This window comes from Pseudomonas sp. P4_C3, from assembly GCF_056402075.1.
This window is the reverse complement of the sequence record NZ_JBFUIC010000033.1, coordinates 1-15,969: the sequence shown is the minus strand read 5'-3', so window position 1 is coordinate 15,969 and position 15,969 is coordinate 1. Positions and strand designations below refer to the sequence as shown.

General features: G+C 60.0%; 13 protein-coding genes. 9 read left to right on the top strand and 4 right to left on the bottom strand.

What is annotated here, in order from left to right; translation table 11 throughout:
* Positions 1 to 7 precede the first annotated feature (7 nt).
* The 3 genes from AC1DVH_RS08890 (at position 8) to AC1DVH_RS08880 (ending at position 1,939) form a co-directional block, all read left to right on the top strand.
* Positions 8 to 646, top strand: coding sequence for an FMN-dependent NADH-azoreductase (locus tag AC1DVH_RS08890; RefSeq protein ID WP_477753467.1), 639 nt, complete (start codon positions 8 to 10; stop codon positions 644 to 646).
* A complete protein-coding gene (locus AC1DVH_RS08885; RefSeq protein ID WP_477753466.1) occupies positions 647 to 952 on the top strand; it encodes a DMT family transporter in 306 nt (101 codons plus the stop codon).
* 96 nt (positions 953 to 1,048) lie between these two features.
* Entirely contained in the window at positions 1,049 to 1,939 is an 891-nt protein-coding gene (locus AC1DVH_RS08880) for an esterase/lipase family protein (RefSeq protein WP_477753465.1), read from the top strand.
* Between the two features lie 15 nt (positions 1,940 to 1,954).
* Here the strand turns inward: AC1DVH_RS08880 and AC1DVH_RS08875 are convergent, their stop codons facing one another.
* Positions 1,955 to 2,830, bottom strand: coding sequence for a DMT family transporter (locus AC1DVH_RS08875; protein WP_477753464.1), 876 nt, complete (start codon positions 2,828 to 2,830; stop codon positions 1,955 to 1,957).
* Positions 2,831 to 2,927: 97 nt separating this feature from the next.
* Here AC1DVH_RS08875 and AC1DVH_RS08870 point away from each other — a divergent pair, with 97 nt between their 5' ends.
* The 3 genes from AC1DVH_RS08870 (at position 2,928) to AC1DVH_RS08860 (ending at position 5,344) form a co-directional block, all read left to right on the top strand.
* Positions 2,928 to 3,722 carry an AraC family transcriptional regulator gene (locus tag AC1DVH_RS08870; RefSeq protein ID WP_477753463.1) on the top strand — a complete coding sequence of 265 codons (795 nt, stop codon included), beginning with the start codon at positions 2,928 to 2,930 and terminating at the stop codon, positions 3,720 to 3,722.
* A gap of 64 nt (positions 3,723 to 3,786) precedes the next feature.
* Positions 3,787 to 4,095 carry a PsiF family protein gene (locus tag AC1DVH_RS08865; protein WP_477753462.1) on the top strand — a complete coding sequence of 103 codons (309 nt, stop codon included), beginning with the start codon at positions 3,787 to 3,789 and terminating at the stop codon, positions 4,093 to 4,095.
* Between the two features lie 235 nt (positions 4,096 to 4,330).
* Positions 4,331 to 5,344 (top strand): AI-2E family transporter, encoded by a 1,014-nt coding sequence (locus tag AC1DVH_RS08860; RefSeq protein ID WP_477753461.1) that lies wholly within the window; start codon positions 4,331 to 4,333, stop codon positions 5,342 to 5,344.
* Between the two features lie 114 nt (positions 5,345 to 5,458).
* On the opposite strand, the gene AC1DVH_RS08855 is transcribed toward AC1DVH_RS08860, so the two are convergent.
* Positions 5,459 to 6,733, bottom strand: coding sequence for an Hsp70 family protein (locus tag AC1DVH_RS08855; RefSeq protein ID WP_477753460.1), 1,275 nt, complete (start codon positions 6,731 to 6,733; stop codon positions 5,459 to 5,461).
* A 298-nt stretch (positions 6,734 to 7,031) separates the two neighbouring features.
* Between AC1DVH_RS08855 and AC1DVH_RS08850 the strand changes: the two genes are divergently transcribed.
* The 3 genes from AC1DVH_RS08850 to AC1DVH_RS08840 all read left to right on the top strand — a co-directional run bounded on the left by AC1DVH_RS08850 (position 7,032) and on the right by AC1DVH_RS08840 (position 13,739).
* Positions 7,032 to 7,979, top strand: a complete 948-nt coding sequence (locus AC1DVH_RS08850) for a DnaJ C-terminal domain-containing protein (RefSeq protein WP_111284472.1) — start codon at positions 7,032 to 7,034, stop codon at positions 7,977 to 7,979.
* Between the two features lie 23 nt (positions 7,980 to 8,002).
* The gene (locus AC1DVH_RS08845) at positions 8,003 to 8,308 is read left to right on the top strand and encodes a chaperone modulator CbpM (protein ID WP_477753459.1); all 306 of its coding nucleotides are present in this window, start codon (positions 8,003 to 8,005) and stop codon (positions 8,306 to 8,308) included.
* Positions 8,309 to 8,651: 343 nt separating this feature from the next.
* On the top strand, positions 8,652 to 13,739 hold the full coding sequence (locus tag AC1DVH_RS08840; RefSeq protein WP_477753458.1) for an NEL-type E3 ubiquitin ligase domain-containing protein: 5,088 nt from the start codon (positions 8,652 to 8,654) through the stop codon (positions 13,737 to 13,739).
* Between the two features lie 44 nt (positions 13,740 to 13,783).
* Here the strand turns inward: AC1DVH_RS08840 and ureC are convergent, their stop codons facing one another.
* Both ureC and AC1DVH_RS08830 read right to left on the bottom strand, forming a co-directional pair.
* Entirely contained in the window at positions 13,784 to 15,484 is a 1,701-nt protein-coding gene (ureC, locus tag AC1DVH_RS08835; protein ID WP_477753457.1) for an urease subunit alpha, read from the bottom strand.
* 169 nt (positions 15,485 to 15,653) lie between these two features.
* Positions 15,654 to 15,962 carry an urease subunit beta gene (locus tag AC1DVH_RS08830; protein ID WP_477753484.1) on the bottom strand — a complete coding sequence of 103 codons (309 nt, stop codon included), beginning with the start codon at positions 15,960 to 15,962 and terminating at the stop codon, positions 15,654 to 15,656.
* Positions 15,963 to 15,969: the final 7 nt, after the last annotated feature.

The window sequence follows — 15,969 nt, the reverse complement described above, 5'->3', positions numbered from 1 at the left end:
GATTCAGATGAGTAGAATTCTTGCTGTTCACGCCAGCCCCCGTGGTGATCGCTCGCACTCCCGCCGTTTGGCCGAAGTGTTTCTGTCGGCCTGGCAGGCCCGTCATCCCMACTCACAGTTGACCCGACGCGAAGTCGGGCGGGCGTTGATACCGCCGGTCAACGAGGCGTTCGTAGCCGCCGCGTTTTACCCCGAGCCCGACGCTCGGCCACTGTCGATGCAGGCCGACCTGGCGCTCAGCGACGAGTTGGTCGGCGAACTGCTCGGCCACGATGTGTTGCTGATTTCCACGCCGATGCACAACTTCAGCGTACCGAGTGGCCTCAAGGCCTGGATCGATCAGGTCGTGCGCATCGGGGTGACCTTCGATCACACCCTGGACAATGGCGTGGCCCAGTACCAACCGTTGGTGCAGGGCAAAAAAGCCCTGATCATCACCAGTCGTGGTGGCTTCGGTTTTGGCCCGGGAGGCGAGCTGGAAACCATGAACCATGCCGACAAGCTGCTGCGCACGGTGCTCGGATTCATCGGCATCACGGACGTCACCGTGGTGGCTGTCGAGGGCGAAGAGTCCGCCGAGCGCAGCTTTGAGATCTCTGCCGCCGAGGCTGAGCAGCGCTTGTTGGCGCTGGCCGGGGAGTTCTAGATGGCCTGGCTGTTTCTGCTGGTCGCCGCCGGGTTCGAAGTCACCTTCGCCATGGGCATGAAGTACGCCGAGGGCTTCACCCGGCTCTGGCCTTCGCTGATCACCGTGGTGGCCGCTGTGGGCGGGATCTACTTCCTGACCCTGGCCATGCGCGAGTTGCCGGTGAGCATCGCGTACCCGATCTGGACCGCGATCGGTTCGCTGGGCACGGTGTTTCTCGGTTTCGCGCTGCTGGGTGAAAGCCTGACCGTGATCAAGCTGGTCTCGATCGGGCTGATCGTGGCGGGCGTGGCGGGGTTGAAGTAGGGCGGATGACATAGACTTGTCATCTTCGCTGGCGATGCTTGGCGGATGTCTTGCATCCCGCCTTGCGTCACCACCCGACCACCAGGATGTCCGCCCATGTCGCAAGGTTCTGCCCCGCGCTACCCGTTGGTGTTGGTCCCGGGAATGCTCGGGTTCATCCGCCTGGTGCTTTATCCCTACTGGTACGGGATCGTCGAGGCGTTGCGCCGTGGTGGTGCCGTGGTGTTCGCGGTGCAGGTCTCGCCGCTGAACTCGAACGAAGTGCGCGGCGAGCAACTGCTGGTACGTATCGACGAAATTCTGCGGGAGACCGGGGCCGACAAGGTCAACCTGATCGGCCATAGCSAGGGCTCGCTGACCGCCCGTTATGCCGCCGCCAAGCGTCCTGACCTGGTGGCATCGGTGACCTCGGTGGCGGGGCCGAACCACGGCTCGGAGCTCGCCGATTATCTGCACAGGCATTATCCCCATGACAGCGTCCGTGGTCGTTTGCTGTGCTTTTTTCTGCGGATGGTTGGCGCGTTGATGGCTTTGCTGGAWACCGGTTACCGCGGGCCGAAGCTGCCGGTGGATATCCCTGCATCCCATCACTCCCTCACTACCGCTGGCGTGGCGCTGTTCAACCAGTGTTATCCACAGGGCTTGCCTGAAACCTGGGGCGGTCACGGTGCCGAAGAGGTCAACGGCGTGCGCTATTACTCCTGGTCCGGCACCTTGCAACCGGGGATTACCGATCGCGGGCGCAATCTGCTGGACGGCACCAACCGCAGTTGCCGGCTGTTCGCTAAAACCTTCGTCCGCGAAGCCGGGCATTGCGACGGCATGGTCGGTCGCTACAGCTCGCACCTGGGGACGGTGATTGGCGATGAGTATCCGCTGGATCACTTCGATATCGTCAACCAGTCGCTGGGGCTGGTGGGCAAGGGGGCCGAACCGATCCGGTTGTTTGTCGAGCATGCGGCGCGGCTGAGCGCGGTAGGGCTTTAGACCGCCACAAAAAAACTAGGTGCGCCCCAACACCGTCGTCCAGCGCTCGGAAACAATCACCCCACCCAAGGTCAGCACCCCGCCCACCAGGTGATACATCGCCAGCTGTTCATGCAGCACCACCGCCGCAATCAATGCGGTAATCAACGGCAGCAAATTGAAAAACTGCGTGGTCCGGCTCGGCCCCAAACGTACCACGGCCTGCATCCACGCCAGCGGCGCGACCATCGAAGCCAGCAGGCAGGCGTACAGCACCAGCGGAATGTTCTGCAGGGTCGGGCCGACTTTCGGTGAGACGAGGAACAGCGGAAACAGCACCAACACGGCTACCAGCACCTGCAGATACAGGAGCACCAGCGGCGGCAGTTTCAGCTGCCATTTTTTCAACAGGGTGCTGTAGACCGCGTAGGCCAGGGTGGCGATCAACATCATCGCGTCACCCAGGTTGACCCCGTGTTCGAGCAATGCGCCAAGGCTGCCGGACGACACCACCACCAGGACACCGGCGAACGACAGCACCGCACCGGCCAAGGCACCCATGGTCAGGCGCTGGCCGAGGCTGATGATCGCCATGGCGAGCGACATCAGCGGCATCAGCGACAGGATGATGCCCATGTTGGTGGCCGAGGTCAGGCTCGCGGCGAAGTACGCCAGGCTTTGATAGACCGCCATGCCGAGAACACCGAGGACAAAAATCTTGCCCAGTTTCGGGCGGATCAGCGGCCAATGGGCGAGCACCGGTTTGAGCATGAAGGGCGTGAACAGCAACCCGGCCAGCAGCCAGCGGTAGAAACCGATCTCGGCGGGGAAGATCGCCCCGGCCGACATTTTGGTGATCACGGTGTTGCCGGCCCAGATAAAAATGGCCAGCAGGGGGTAAGCGTATTGCATCGGGAAAAACCAGAACGTTAATGAGGGGCAATTATCCGCTTGTCTGGATGCAAGTCTATACTTCAATCCAGACAACCCGCCCTTGATGACGGACAGCATGAGCAGTAAACACATCGACCTGCTGGATTTCAGCGAACTGCCGTCGGCGGTGTACTTCCGCTACGCCGATTTCGACGCCCACGAATACGCCGCGCCCCATCGACATCCCTGGGGGACGCTGGAATACGCAGCCCACGGCGTGCTGCACATGGACGTCGAGGGCAGCCGCTTCATGTCACCGCCGCAATACGCGGTGTGGGTGCCGCCGCAGATCCAGCACAGTTTTTACAGTCACCAACCGGTCAACTACCGCGCGGTGTGCCTGGCCCCCAAGGTGTGCGCCGATCTGCCGCCGCGAGCCTGCACCCTGGCCATCAGCGACATCCTCAAGGCGATCCTCAAGGACTTCGCCGCCCGTGACGTGAAAATCCCCGAGCAGGCCGCCGACCAGCGTCTGGCCCAGGTATTGGTGGATCAACTGCAACAGGCCCCGGTGCACGAGTGCTACCTGCCCTATGCCAGCAGCCCCGGGTTACTCGGGATCCTGGAAGCGTTGCAGGCCGAGCCGGGAGATAACCGCCCCCTGTGGGAATGGGCCGCACGCATCCATGTCAGCGAGCGCACCCTGGCGCGGCAGTTCGTGCGGGAACTGGGCATGAGTTTCGGTGAGTGGCGCCAGCGCCTGCGTTTTCTGGCGGCGATCGAAGCGCTGGATAGCCCGCGAAGTGTTCAAGAAATCGCCTTCGACATGGGCTACAGCACCGGCTCGGCGTTTATCGCGATGTTCCAGCGCCAGGCCGGGTGTACGCCAGAACAGTATCGCCGCAGCCATCTGGAGAACAGGAAGGTGTAACAGGGGTTGTCTACACTACAGAACAAAGCCGCGCTCCTCGGCGCGGCGACAGGGAGAAAACTCTATGAAGATGTTGCATGTCCCGTTGTTGATGATCGGTTTGCTGCTCTGTTCCCAGGGCTTCGCCGCCACAGCCCAACAGGAAAAGATGACTACCTGCAACGCCGACGCCACGCCCAAAAGCCTCAAGGGCGACGAGCGCAAAGCCTTCATGAGCACCTGCCTGAAGGCGACTCCGGCGGCAAACGATGCCGGCAAGGCCTTGACCCCGCAGCAAGAGAAAATGAAGACCTGCAACGCCGACGCCGCCACCAAAGCCCTCAAGGGTGATGAGCGCAAGGCGTTCATGAGTGACTGTCTGAAGAAGAAATAAGATCGGCTCAAAGACAGTGGTGGCTGTGCTGGCCCCATCGCGAGCAAGCTCGCTCCCACAGTGGAACTGAGTACGCCGGACAAATGTGGGAGCGAGCTTGCTCGCGATGGGGCCGCAGAAGGCGCTGCAAAAAATCCTGAACCACCACTAAGGTCGCCCCACACAATCCCTAGTGCTCGCACCGGATCGCTGGCAGACTGCCAATCCTTTTTATGCCGTTCGTTTTTGAGGCTGTATGCCAACGTTTTCTCAGCGTCAAGTTTTGCTGGTCATCAGCTGGGTCATCATTTTTGGCGGGCTGCTGCTGGTCATCCCGCTGCGATTGCTGCCCAGCCTGCTCGCCGGGTTGCTGGTGTTCGAACTGGTCAACATGCTCACCCCGCAACTGCAACGGCTGATCGAAGGCCGGCGCGCGCGCTGGCTGGCGGTGGCCTTATTGGGGACGTTGATCGTCAGTGTGCTGACGCTGATCTTCGCCGGTGCCATCAGCTTCCTGCTGCACGAAGCAGAGAACCCCGGCGCTTCCCTCGATAAATTCATGGGCGTGGTCGACCGCGCGCGCGGACAACTGCCACCGTTCATCGACGCTTACCTGCCGGCCAGTGCCGCGGAGTTTCGAGTGGCGATTGGCGAGTGGGTGAGCAAGCACCTCAGTGATTTGCAACTGGTGGGCAAGGACGCGGCGCACATGTTCGTGACGCTGCTGATCGGCATGGTGCTCGGCGCGATTATCGCCTTGCAGCGCGTGCCGGATCTGACCAAACGCAAACCGCTGGCGGCGGCACTGTTCGAYCGYCTGCACCTGYTGGTCCAGGCGTTTCGCAACATCGTSTTCGCCCAGATCAAGATCTCCCTGCTCAACACCKTCTTCACCGGGATYTTCCTGGCGSTGATCCTGCCGCTGTTCGGCATCAAGCTGCCGCTGACCAAAACCCTGATCGTGCTGACGTTCCTGCTCGGCCTGCTGCCGGTGATCGGCAACCTGATGTCGAACACCCTGATCACCATCGTCGGCCTGTCGCTGTCGATCTGGGTTGCCGTGGCGGCGCTGGGTTATCTGATTTTTATCCACAAGCTCGAATACTTCCTCAACGCGCGCATCGTCGGCGGGCAGATCAGTGCCAAGTCGTGGGAGTTGCTGCTGGCGATGCTGGTGTTCGAGGCCGCGTTCGGCCTGCCGGGAGTGGTGGCGGGGCCGATTTACTACGCGTATCTGAAGAGTGAGTTGAAGCAGGTGGGGATGGTTTGATCCGAAAGATGCAGGCTCTGGTCTGACGCTTTCGCTGGCAAGCCAGCTCCTGCAAGGGCGACGCAATCCTGTAGGAGCTGGCTTGCCAGCGAAGGGGGAACCACTGAATCTGGATCAGTCCATCGAGCCGTAACGCTTGGCCGCTTCAATCGCCAGACCACTGCCGATACTGCCAAAGATATTCCCTTCCACATGCCGCGCATTCGGCAACATCGCCGAAACACTGTTGCGCAGCGCCGGAATCCCGCTCGAGCCACCGGTGAAGAACACCGTATCGACCTGATCGACCCGCACATCGGCGTCTGCCAGCAGCTGGGTGACGCTGTTGCGCACCCGCTCCAGCAGGCTGTCGATGGCCGACTCGAACAGTGCACGGCTCAAGTCCACGCTCAGGCCCGCTTCAATGCGATCCAGTGGCACGTGACGGTTGTCGGCGTGGGTCAGCTGGATCTTGGTTTCTTCCACTTCCATGGCCAGCCAGTGCCCGGCGCGCTGTTCGATCAGCTTGAACAGGCGATCGATGCCGCCGGTGTCCTCGATGTCGTAGCGCATGCTGCCCAGGGCCAGTTGCGACTTCTGCGAGTAAACCGAGTTGATGGTGTGCCAGGTCGCCAGGTTCATGTGGTGGCTGGTGGGCATGTAGGCGCCGCTCTTCATGCGGCTGCCGTAGCCGAACAGCGGCATCAGGCCTTGCAGGCTGAGCTGTTTGTCGAAGTCGGTTCCGCCGATGTGCACACCGCCGGTGGCGAGGATGTCCTCGTGACGGTTATCCACACCCCGACGCTCCGGCGACAGGCGCACCAGCGAGAAGTCGGAGGTACCACCGCCGATGTCGACGATCAGTACCAGCTCTTCTTTCTCGATGGTCGACTCGTAGTCGAACGCGGCGGCAATCGGCTCGTACTGGAACGAGACTTCCTTGAAACCGATCTTGCGCGCCACGTCGACCAGGGTGTCTTCGGCTTCCTTGTCGGCCATCGGGTCATCGTCGACAAAAAACACCGGCCGACCCAGTACCACTTCTTCGAATTCCCGACCGGCGGCGGCTTCGGCGCGGCTCTTGAGCTGGCCGATGAACAGCCCGAGCAGGTCCTTGAACGGCATCGCCGTGCCCAGGACGCTGGTGTCGTGCTTGATCAGCTTGGAACCCAGCAGGCTCTTGAGCGAGCGCATCAGGCGGCCTTCGTAGCCTTCCAGGTACTCGTGCAGCGCCAGCCGGCCGTACACCGGGCGACGCTCCTCGATATTGAAGAAGACCACCGACGGCAGGGTGATCTTGTCGTCCTCCAGCGCGATCAGCGTTTCCACGCCGGGGCGCAGCCAGCCGACAGTGGAGTTGGACGTGCCAAAGTCGATACCCAAGGCACAGGCTGGAGATGCGTTGTTCATGTCTTTCAGGTTCCGGTTAAAAAACGGCCGCGCAGTGTATGTCAGAGCGCGCCAGATTCGAAGGCCGGTTATCTGCTAATTCTTCGCAGACAATGCCTTGAAAGATGGGGCATCCCCCCCAAACTACCCTGCATCAACCGGACAGCCGCGGGAGTGCTCGCAAGAAGCCCCGCCTGCTGCCGATAAACTTCTGCTGCGCTGCCCGGTCACAAATTTGAGATCGGTCAAACCAATGGCTGCAAACAAGCGCATGCTGTGGCCTGTGGCGCGATTCTGATAACGGATGGTGATTCCTTCGATGGACTTCAAAGACTATTACAAGATTCTCGGTGTGGAGCCGACCGCAGACGACAAGGCGATCAAGGCCGCCTATCGCAAGCTGGCGCGCAAATACCACCCCGACGTCAGCAAGGAAAAGGACGCCGAGGCCAAGTTCAAGGACGCCTCGGAAGCCTATGAAGCGCTGAAAAGCGCCGATAAACGCGCCGAATACGATGATTTGCGCCGCTATGGCCAGCACGGCCAGCCATTCCAGGGGCCACCGGGCTGGCAGAGCCGTGGCGGTTTCGGTGGTGGCGGCCAGGACACGGGCGATTTTTCGGACTTTTTCAGTTCGATATTCGGTAATCGTGGACCAGGCTTTGGTGGTGGTGGACAGTCGCGTCGCAGCACCGGACGCCGAGGGCAAGACGTGGAAATGGAGCTTGGGGTTTTTCTCGAAGAAACACTGTCGACCGAGTCGAAGAAGGTCACCTTCCAGGTACCGCAGTACAACGCGGCCGGCCAGCATGTGAGCAACACCAGCAAAAGCCTGAACGTGAAGATCCCCGCCGGCGTGAGCGACGGCGAGCGCATTCGCCTCAAGGGGCAGGGCGCTCCGGGCGTGGGTGGCGGCGCAAATGGCGACCTGTACCTGACGATCCGTTTTGCCCCGCACCCGAAATTCGATGTCGAAGGCGAGAACCTGATCATCACCTTGCCGCTGGCACCGTGGGAACTGGCACTGGGTGCCGAAGTCGCCGTGCCGACCCTGACCGGCAAGATCAACCTCAAGGTACCGGCGGGCAGCCAGAACGGCCAGCGCATGCGCGCCAAGGGCCATGGCCTGATGAACAAGGCCGGTGAGCGCGGTTACCTGTTCGTACAACTGAAGGCTGTCATGCCCAAGAAGTCCGACGATGACATCAAGGCCCTGTGGCAGGAACTGGCGAAAAAAGCCGCGTTCGATCCGAGAGAACACTTCTGAACCCAGACATGGAGTAGCCCGTCATGAGCAGCCCCCTGATCGTTCAACTGAACCTGGCAGAATTCTGTGAGGCGGCCGATTTGTCGGACGTCCATGTGATCGAAATCGTCGAACACGGCATCCTCGAACCTCAGGGCGCCCAGCCCAAGGACTGGCGATTCAACGATTATGAGCTGACCCTGGCCAAACGCGCCGTCAAGCTGCGGTGCGATCTGGAGCTGGAATGGGAAGGCGTCGCCCTGGCGCTGGACCTGCTTGAAGAGGTCCAGCAGCTGCGGGCGGAGAATCGAATGCTCAAACAGCGGTTGGGGCGGCTGCTGATCGAGTAAGAGTTCTGGTGTTTTTGTGTTGGCTGCCAGGTTGCTTTCGCAAGCAGGTGATTGCTGTGAACACAGGATTTGTGAACAGCACGATCCATTGCAGGAGCGAGCTTGCTCGCGATGAACGATAACGCGGTCCCCCTGCCTCATATTGTCCTGGGGAACACCACCGCCGATAAAAGCAGGCACATTCGTGGTTGTGTGGTGCGGTAAATAGATATTTTCGGCACCTGGATTTTCGAATGCACAGGGCTGTTTTTTGTACATTGAACCAACGATTATTTGCACTTTTGTTCACGGGACAAACGCATGACCATAGGGCCCCAATCAATGGTTTGAAGGTGTTCAAGACATGCCTGAATTGCAAGGAAGCAATCCAACAGGGCCGTCAAGTCCGGCAACAAAGGAAGACAACGGGGTTCATCACCAACGGATAAAACCGTTGATCCCCAAGGCGATTACCGAAGCACCACGGGCCAGGCTCCTGACGGCGGTGGATGTACAGCCGACGTTCCCCTCCTGGTATCTGAAAGCCCGACCGGTGGACCGCGACTATCTCAAGCAACTCATCGACGAGCGCTGGCGCCTGCAAGGGCGGCTGGACGAATTGCTCGGCGATTTACAGCACGATATCAAGGCCTTTGCCGAGCCGTTGCTCAAAACCCTGTTGCTCTCGAACTTCAACGAGCATGGCAATCCGAATGACCTGCAATTGCGCCTGTATGTGCCGAACAACATCGCCGGTGTAATCGATAACCAGGCCAGTACTATCCGTCGCTCCTCGCTGCTCGAAGCAGCGCTGCACAACTTCGAAGAGGATGAAACCCGTGATGATGCGTTTCGCAGCGGCTCCGCGGTGTTACGCAAGGACTTTCGTGGCGACCTGCGCGAGATCAAGGTCATCACCCCGCAAAAATTTGCGGCGCTGTGCCGACGCCTCGACATTGGCGGACAATACCAGACCCACATCAAGTCATTGCTCACCCCCGCAGATGCCAATGCCGCTCGCCTGCTCAAGGAGCATTCGATCGCCAGTGACAAAGCGGCCCTCAAACTGGCGTCGACGACGGCGTATCTCAAGGGCGATATCGGCCTGCACGGTTACGCAACGATCGGCGGATTGATCGACGGCAAGTCTGATATCCAGTGGTATGGCCGTCCGTTGCAAAGTCATCGTTTGTCGCTTATGGGCTGCCAGATGACCGGCGTTGTGCTGTTCAGTGCGGTGGCCGAACCTACAGCGGTCAAAAAGGCCATTGATGGCCTGACGCCCGATGCACGCAAGCATTGGCTTGATTTCTCCCGACGGGCAACGTCCTCGCTACCCAATGGCCTCGATACCTTTCGCCTGCTCAAGGCTTTTTTCGCCAACGGCCCGAAAGGCGTGGTGGAAGAGATGCTGCGCAAGGACGAAATCTACCGCCAGAATCGGCTGAGCGGGCATCTGATCGCCTGGGTACCGGATGACCCGGACCATCCGCTGAAGGAATATGCCTCGCTCACCGACTTCATGAAAACGCTGATCGGCCAACTGCGTGAAAGTGACTACCAGGGGTTTTTCAGTCGTTTTGTCGCACAGAAAGACAAGGCGATTTTTTTCAGCCGGGTTAATGAACGGCTCAAAACCATCACCTGGCAACAGCGCGAACCGCTGGATATGGGGCCATGGTGGCGAGAAACGCCGGTCGAAAACCCTGATGCGGAACCTGTCACTCATCTGATCAGCGACGACCTGTGGGACCGTCTGTTTCGTGAGCGCCGCGACAAAGCCATCGCCGATGCCCGATTGATCGCGGTGCCGACCGATGACGAAGACGCCAACGCTCGCTGGAAACGCCTGAGCGGCTATCTGGACATCGCCTGGAACGTGTTCAACTTTGGTGCAATGCTGGTGCCGGTGCTGGGGCCGGCCATGCTGGGCCTGATGGCCGCGCAATTGCTGGCGGAGCTGGTCGAGGGCATTGAAGACTGGAGCAAGGGTGACGTCGAAGAGGGCGCGGCGCACATCAACAGTTTCTTGCTCAACGGTGCGCAATTGGCCCTGATGTTCATTGGGCACGTGCTGCCCAAAGGCCCCACGCCGATCAGACCATCCCCCCTGATCGACAGCCTTAAACCGGTGGAACTGCCCAACGGAAAAACGCGTCTGATCAAACCCGATCATGCACCTTATGAGCACCGCCTGACGCTGCCCGAAACCGCAACGCCCGATGACCTCGGCGTCATCGAGCATGACGGGCGCAAAGTGCTGCCGCTCGAGGGCAAGCAATTCGTGCTCAAGGAGGATCCGCTCACCGGACAGCCTCGACTGCAACATCCCAGGCGGCCGGATGCCTATCAGCCGAACATCGAACACAACGGTGCTGGCGCCTGGCACACGGAGTTCGAACAACCGATGGAATGGGACAAGGGCAAGCTGTTGCGGCGTCTCGGTCCATCAGTGGATGGGATCAGTGACGAAGTGCTGGAGCAGGTGCGGCATGTCAGCGGTGTCGAGGAAGGCGTACTACGTCGTATGCATGTCGAAAATGATCCACCGGCGCCCTTGCTCATGGACACGCTGAAGCGCTTCAAGGCTTACGCGGACGCCGACAAGCTCAGTGCGCAAATCCTGAATGGTCAGGTGCCGCAGGAACTGTCGGAGAAAGTGACGGGGTTTGTTACTGCGTTACATGGCTGGCCAGAATCCAGGGCCCTGGTGCTGAAAGCCGATGCCGCTTCGGGCCGACCGTCACTGAATTTCGGTGCAGCTGAGGCTACGCCTGAAAATACCCTCAACATTTCCCGGGCCGATGTTTGCGAAGGCCGACTGCCGACACGAGTGGTTGACGCCCTCAGCGAGGCGCAATTGCAGGACTGGTTCGGCAGTGAAGTTGCGAAAGAACGCTCGGCGCGTATTGCCGAGCTGCAAAAACGCATCGCTCGCCAGGCGCAAGACAGCCAAAAAACACTGTTCGATACGTTGTACGAGGCCCGGGAAACCACCAGCGATGCACGGATAAACCTGCTGAAGCGGGATTTTCCGGAGCTGTCGAACGCCGCCGCACAAGCCCTGCTGGACGATGCCGCTGAAGCCGAGTTGTTGAAGTTGACCCGAAACAGACGGATCCCGTTGCGCTTGCGCGAAATGGCGCGCAAGTCTGTGTTCGGCTTGCGTTTGAGTCGCGCCTATGAAGGGCTTTATCTAGACGGATTGAGCAATGCCGACACCGACCGGCTGGCGCTGCATACCCTGGCAAACTGGCCGAAATGGCCAAAGGAGATGCGCATCGAAGTCCGTGCGTTCTCCTTCACCGGCGCACTGCATGACAGCGTTGGTCCGGTCGATGCCTCGGTGCGCAAGGTGTTGGTCATGCGCGAAGACGGGCGCTATGAAGCTTACGACCATGAGGGTGGCCATCTGCATGGAGCGGACGATCTGCACGGGGCATTGCTGCATGCCTTGCCCGATGCCGACCGCAAAACGCTGGGGTTTGAGATCAATCAGGGGGCGCAACTGCGTCAGGCTGTTAAACAATCGCCGCTGTCACACGACACGTTCTCGAAAACCCTGCTGGATCATCCGATACGCAAGCCTGCTTACGACCCGCAGGTCATGCGTTTGCGTGGCGGAATGCGCCCTTACAGGATGTACTCACAAGACACGGATCTTTTGCGATTTCGCACAGAAACACTCTATCCAGGCCTGGATGACAGTCAGGTACAGGCGCTTCTGAACGATTTTGGTGATTGGGCCAACCAGCGACTGACTGCGTTGGAAACCGAGTTCAACCGCTTCAATGATTCAATGCGTCGTTGGGTCAACCAACCTACCCAATCCTGGCGCCTTACAGCCGACGGAGCCGCGGAGTGGCAATCCAGAACCGATCTCTACGCGAAACTCCGCCGCTGCTGGCAGCGCACCGGACCGGCGGGCGTTGAGGCCCCCGGAATCGTGGCGCCGCAAGCATTGAATCTGGATGGTTTCCCTCTGGACAGGCATTTGGCGACGATACCTGAACTGGCGGCCAGTTTTGATCACGTCACCGAACTCAGTCTGAACAACGTACGACTGCGTAATGAACAGGTCGGATTCCTGCGGCCATTCCGGCAATTGCGCCAGTTGAACATGACGCAAAACAGATTGACCCTGTTTCCTCAAGAGATCGGCAACATGCGCCAGCTGACTCATCTGGTGCTCAGCGATAACAACATCTCCCTGGACAACGAGGGGATCGCCCACCTCAGGGGACTGACCCGCTTGCGCCTGTTGCGTCTGGACAACAACCCGTTGCGCTTGCCGCCTGATGTCAGTCGTATGCCCAGCTTGCAGGCGATAACCCTTGAACATTGCCAGCTCAATACCTGGCCCACGGGTTACTTTGGCCGGAATCGCCCGCGCAGCATTTATCTGAACCTTGAGTTCAACGTGCTCACGCAAATTCCCGAAATGGCGCCCGGTTCCTTCCGCGCGGAGTTGCTGGCGCGCACATTCTTTACTCGTGAGGAGGGCTGGATTTCGCCCGAGAACCTTGAACGGGTGCGCACGTACATCGAATCGATCGGTCTGGACCCTGATCGAGCCTATCCCCCACGCAGTGTTCTCGACAGTTCCGAATGGGGAGAAGGGCTGAGCAACGCAGAATGGAATGCGAAACAGGAGATCTGGGACAACGTCGAAGACGAGTATGGCTCGCTGCCGTTTTTCAATAGAATCCGGCGCTTGACCGAGTCCTATGATTTCAAGGCCGACGACAAAAGTTATCGTACCGAACTCACCGCCAAAGTTTGGCGCATGCTCGAGGCCATGGCCGAAAGAACCGAGTTACGGGAAAAGCTGTTTGCCGAGGCGACCAGCACCACCAACTGTGTCGATGGCGGCACTCAGTTGTTCAATGCCATGGGCGTCGAGGTATTAGTGCACGAGGCCCGTGCATTGGCCAATCCGGGGCTGGTGGAAGCCGAGCTGCTGCAACTGGCGAGGGGCAAGTCGCGTCTGGACGAACTGGGCAGGATTGCCCGCGAGCGTGTTGCTGAGCGCTTGCGGGCCGGAGAAACCTTTTATCGCCCCGGAACTGAAGGTGGAACCATCGATGAAGTCGAGGTGCATTTGGCTTACATGACGGATCTGGCGGAACGCCTGGATCTGCCATGGCAAGCGCGAGGCATGCAGTTTCGGGCTATTTCCAAGGTGAGCAAGGAGATGATCGAGGCGGCCTGCCAACGTGTGCTGGCTCTGGAAGAAGGGGGGTTGCTGACTGAGCGGATCCTTGAGCAACCGATCTGGCAAACCTTCATGGAAACGACCTATCGGCAGGAATTCGATGCCCTCAAGCTGAGGCTGGAAAACGCTGAGGATGAAGACATATTTCAGGCCATCAAGGCGCTCGAAAAAACGTTGACCCGGCAGGCTCTGGGCCGAGCCAAACTGGACAAGGTGAACACCAAAATCGGTAGCTGACCCGCAAGCCCCGAACGCCTGGCGTCCGGGGCTTCTTTCATTGCTCAGAACAGGAAATAGCGCTGGGCCATCGGCAAGCTTTCCGCCGGCTCACACCACAGCAATACGCCGTCAGCCTTGACCTGATAGGTCTGCGGATCGACGTCAATATTCGGCAGGTAGTCGTTGTGGATCAGGTCGGTTTTCTGCACGTCGCGGCAACCTTTGACCACGGCGATTTTTTTCTTCAAACCCAAGGCTTCAGGCAGTCCGGCCTTCTGTGCAGCCTGGCTGATAAAGGTCATGCTGGTGGCGTGCAGCGAACCGCCGAAGCTGGCGAACATCGGGCGGTAATGCACCGGTTGTGGCGTCGGGATAGAGGCATTGGCGTCGCCCATCAGGCTGGCCGCAATGGCACCACCCTTGAGAATCAGCGTCGGTTTCACGCCGAAAAACGCCGGGCGCCAGAGCACCAGATCGGCCCATTTACCCACTTCCACCGAGCCGACTTCATGGCTGATGCCGTGGGTGATCGCCGGGTTGATGGTGTATTTGGCGATGTAGCGCTTGGCGCGGAAGTTGTCGTTGCCTTCGCCGTCAGCGGGCAATGGGCCACGCTGCTTTTTCATTTTGTCGGCGGTCTGCCAGGTGCGCGTGATGACTTCGCCGACGCGGCCCATGGCCTGGCTGTCGGAGCTGATCATCGAGAACGCGCCGAGGTCGTGGAGGATGTCTTCGGCGGCAATCGTCTCGCGACGAATGCGGCTTTCGGCGAAGGCCACGTCTTCGGCAATGCTCGGGTCGAGGTGGTGGCAGACCATCAGCATGTCGAGGTGTTCGTCGATGGTGTTGCGGGTGAACGGCCGGGTCGGGTTGGTGGAGCTCGGTAGTACGTTGGCAAAACCGCAGGCCTTGATGATGTCCGGCGCGTGACCGCCACCGGCACCTTCGGTGTGATAGGTGTGAATGGTGCGGCCCTTGAAGGCGGCGAGGGTGGTTTCGACGAAGCCCGACTCGTTGAGGGTGTCGGTGTGGATCGCCACCTGCACATCGTACTGATCGGCCACGCTCAGGCAATTGTCGATGCTCGCCGGCGTGGTGCCCCAGTCTTCGTGGAGCTTGAGGCCGATGGCGCCGGCCTTGACCTGTTCGATCAACGGCTCCGGCAGGCTGGCGTTACCCTTGCCGGTCAGGCCGATGTTCATCGGGAACGCGTCGGCAGCCTGAAGCATGCGCGCCAGGTGCCATGGCCCGGAGGTGCACGTGGTCGCATTGGTGCCGGTGGCCGGCCCGGTGCCGCCGCCGATCATGGTGGTAACGCCGCTCATCAACGCCTCTTCGATCTGCTGTGGGCAGATGAAGTGGATGTGGGTATCGATGCCGCCGGCGGTGAGGATCATGCCTTCACCGGCGATCACTTCAGTGCTGGCGCCAATGGCGATGTTGACGTTGGGCTGGATGTCCGGGTTGCCGGCCTTGCCGATCGCCGCGATGCGCCCGTCCTTGAGGCCGACATCGGCCTTGACGATGCCCCAGTGATCGATGATCAGCGCGTTGGTGATCAGGGTATCGACGACCTCGGCGGCCAGTAACTGGCTCTGACCCTGGCCGTCGCGGATGACTTTGCCGCCACCGAATTTCACTTCTTCGCCGTAGGTGGTGAAGTCCTGTTCCACTTCGATCCACAACTCGGTATCGGCCAGGCGAACCTTGTCACCGACGGTGGGACCGAACATGTCGGCGTAGGCTTGTCTTGAGATTTTCATGCGCTTGCCTTGGGATTCAATTGATTTGGAGACCGCTCGCATTACTCGCTATCGCAGCCTCGCTGCGCTCGGCAGCTCCTACGGGTGTTCACACAGCATTCGCGCGCCCGGTCCCTGTAGGAGCTGTCGAGCGAAGCGAGGCTGCGATCTTTTGGGAGCACCGCATTTGTCAGTCGAGGTCACCCATGATTCGCCCGGCAAAGCCGAACACCCGACGATGCCCCGCCAAATCCACCAACTCCACCTCACGGGTCTGCCCCGGTTCGAAACGCACCGCCGTGCCAGCCGGGATGTTCAGGCGCATACCACGACTGGCGTTGCGGTCGAACGACAGCGCGTCGTTGGTTTCGAAAAAGTGGTAATGCGAGCCGACCTGGATCGGCCGATCACCACTGTTGGCCACTTTCAGACTGATCGTGCGCCGACCGACGTTGAGCTCGATCTCGCCTGGCTGGATCTGGTATTCACCGGGAATCATCACATCA

What these genes read in the sequence shown, in the direction of transcription:
- AC1DVH_RS08885 (WP_477753466.1), top strand. Translation starts at nt 647, where the DNA reads ATGGCCTGGCTGTTTCTGCTGGTCGCCGCCGGGTTCGAAGTCACCTTC.
- AC1DVH_RS08875 (WP_477753464.1), bottom strand. Translation starts at nt 2,830, where the DNA reads ATGCAATACGCTTACCCCCTGCTGGCCATTTTTATCTGGGCCGGCAAC.
- AC1DVH_RS08870 (WP_477753463.1), top strand. Translation starts at nt 2,928, where the DNA reads ATGAGCAGTAAACACATCGACCTGCTGGATTTCAGCGAACTGCCGTCG.
- AC1DVH_RS08865 (WP_477753462.1), top strand. Translation starts at nt 3,787, where the DNA reads ATGAAGATGTTGCATGTCCCGTTGTTGATGATCGGTTTGCTGCTCTGT.
- AC1DVH_RS08855 (WP_477753460.1), bottom strand. Translation starts at nt 6,733, where the DNA reads ATGAACAACGCATCTCCAGCCTGTGCCTTGGGTATCGACTTTGGCACG.
- AC1DVH_RS08850 (WP_111284472.1), top strand. Translation starts at nt 7,032, where the DNA reads ATGGACTTCAAAGACTATTACAAGATTCTCGGTGTGGAGCCGACCGCA.
- AC1DVH_RS08845 (WP_477753459.1), top strand. Translation starts at nt 8,003, where the DNA reads ATGAGCAGCCCCCTGATCGTTCAACTGAACCTGGCAGAATTCTGTGAG.
- AC1DVH_RS08840 (WP_477753458.1), top strand. Translation starts at nt 8,652, where the DNA reads ATGCCTGAATTGCAAGGAAGCAATCCAACAGGGCCGTCAAGTCCGGCA.
- ureC (WP_477753457.1), bottom strand. Translation starts at nt 15,484, where the DNA reads ATGAAAATCTCAAGACAAGCCTACGCCGACATGTTCGGTCCCACCGTC.
- AC1DVH_RS08830 (WP_477753484.1), bottom strand. Translation starts at nt 15,962, where the DNA reads ATGATTCCCGGTGAATACCAGATCCAGCCAGGCGAGATCGAGCTCAAC.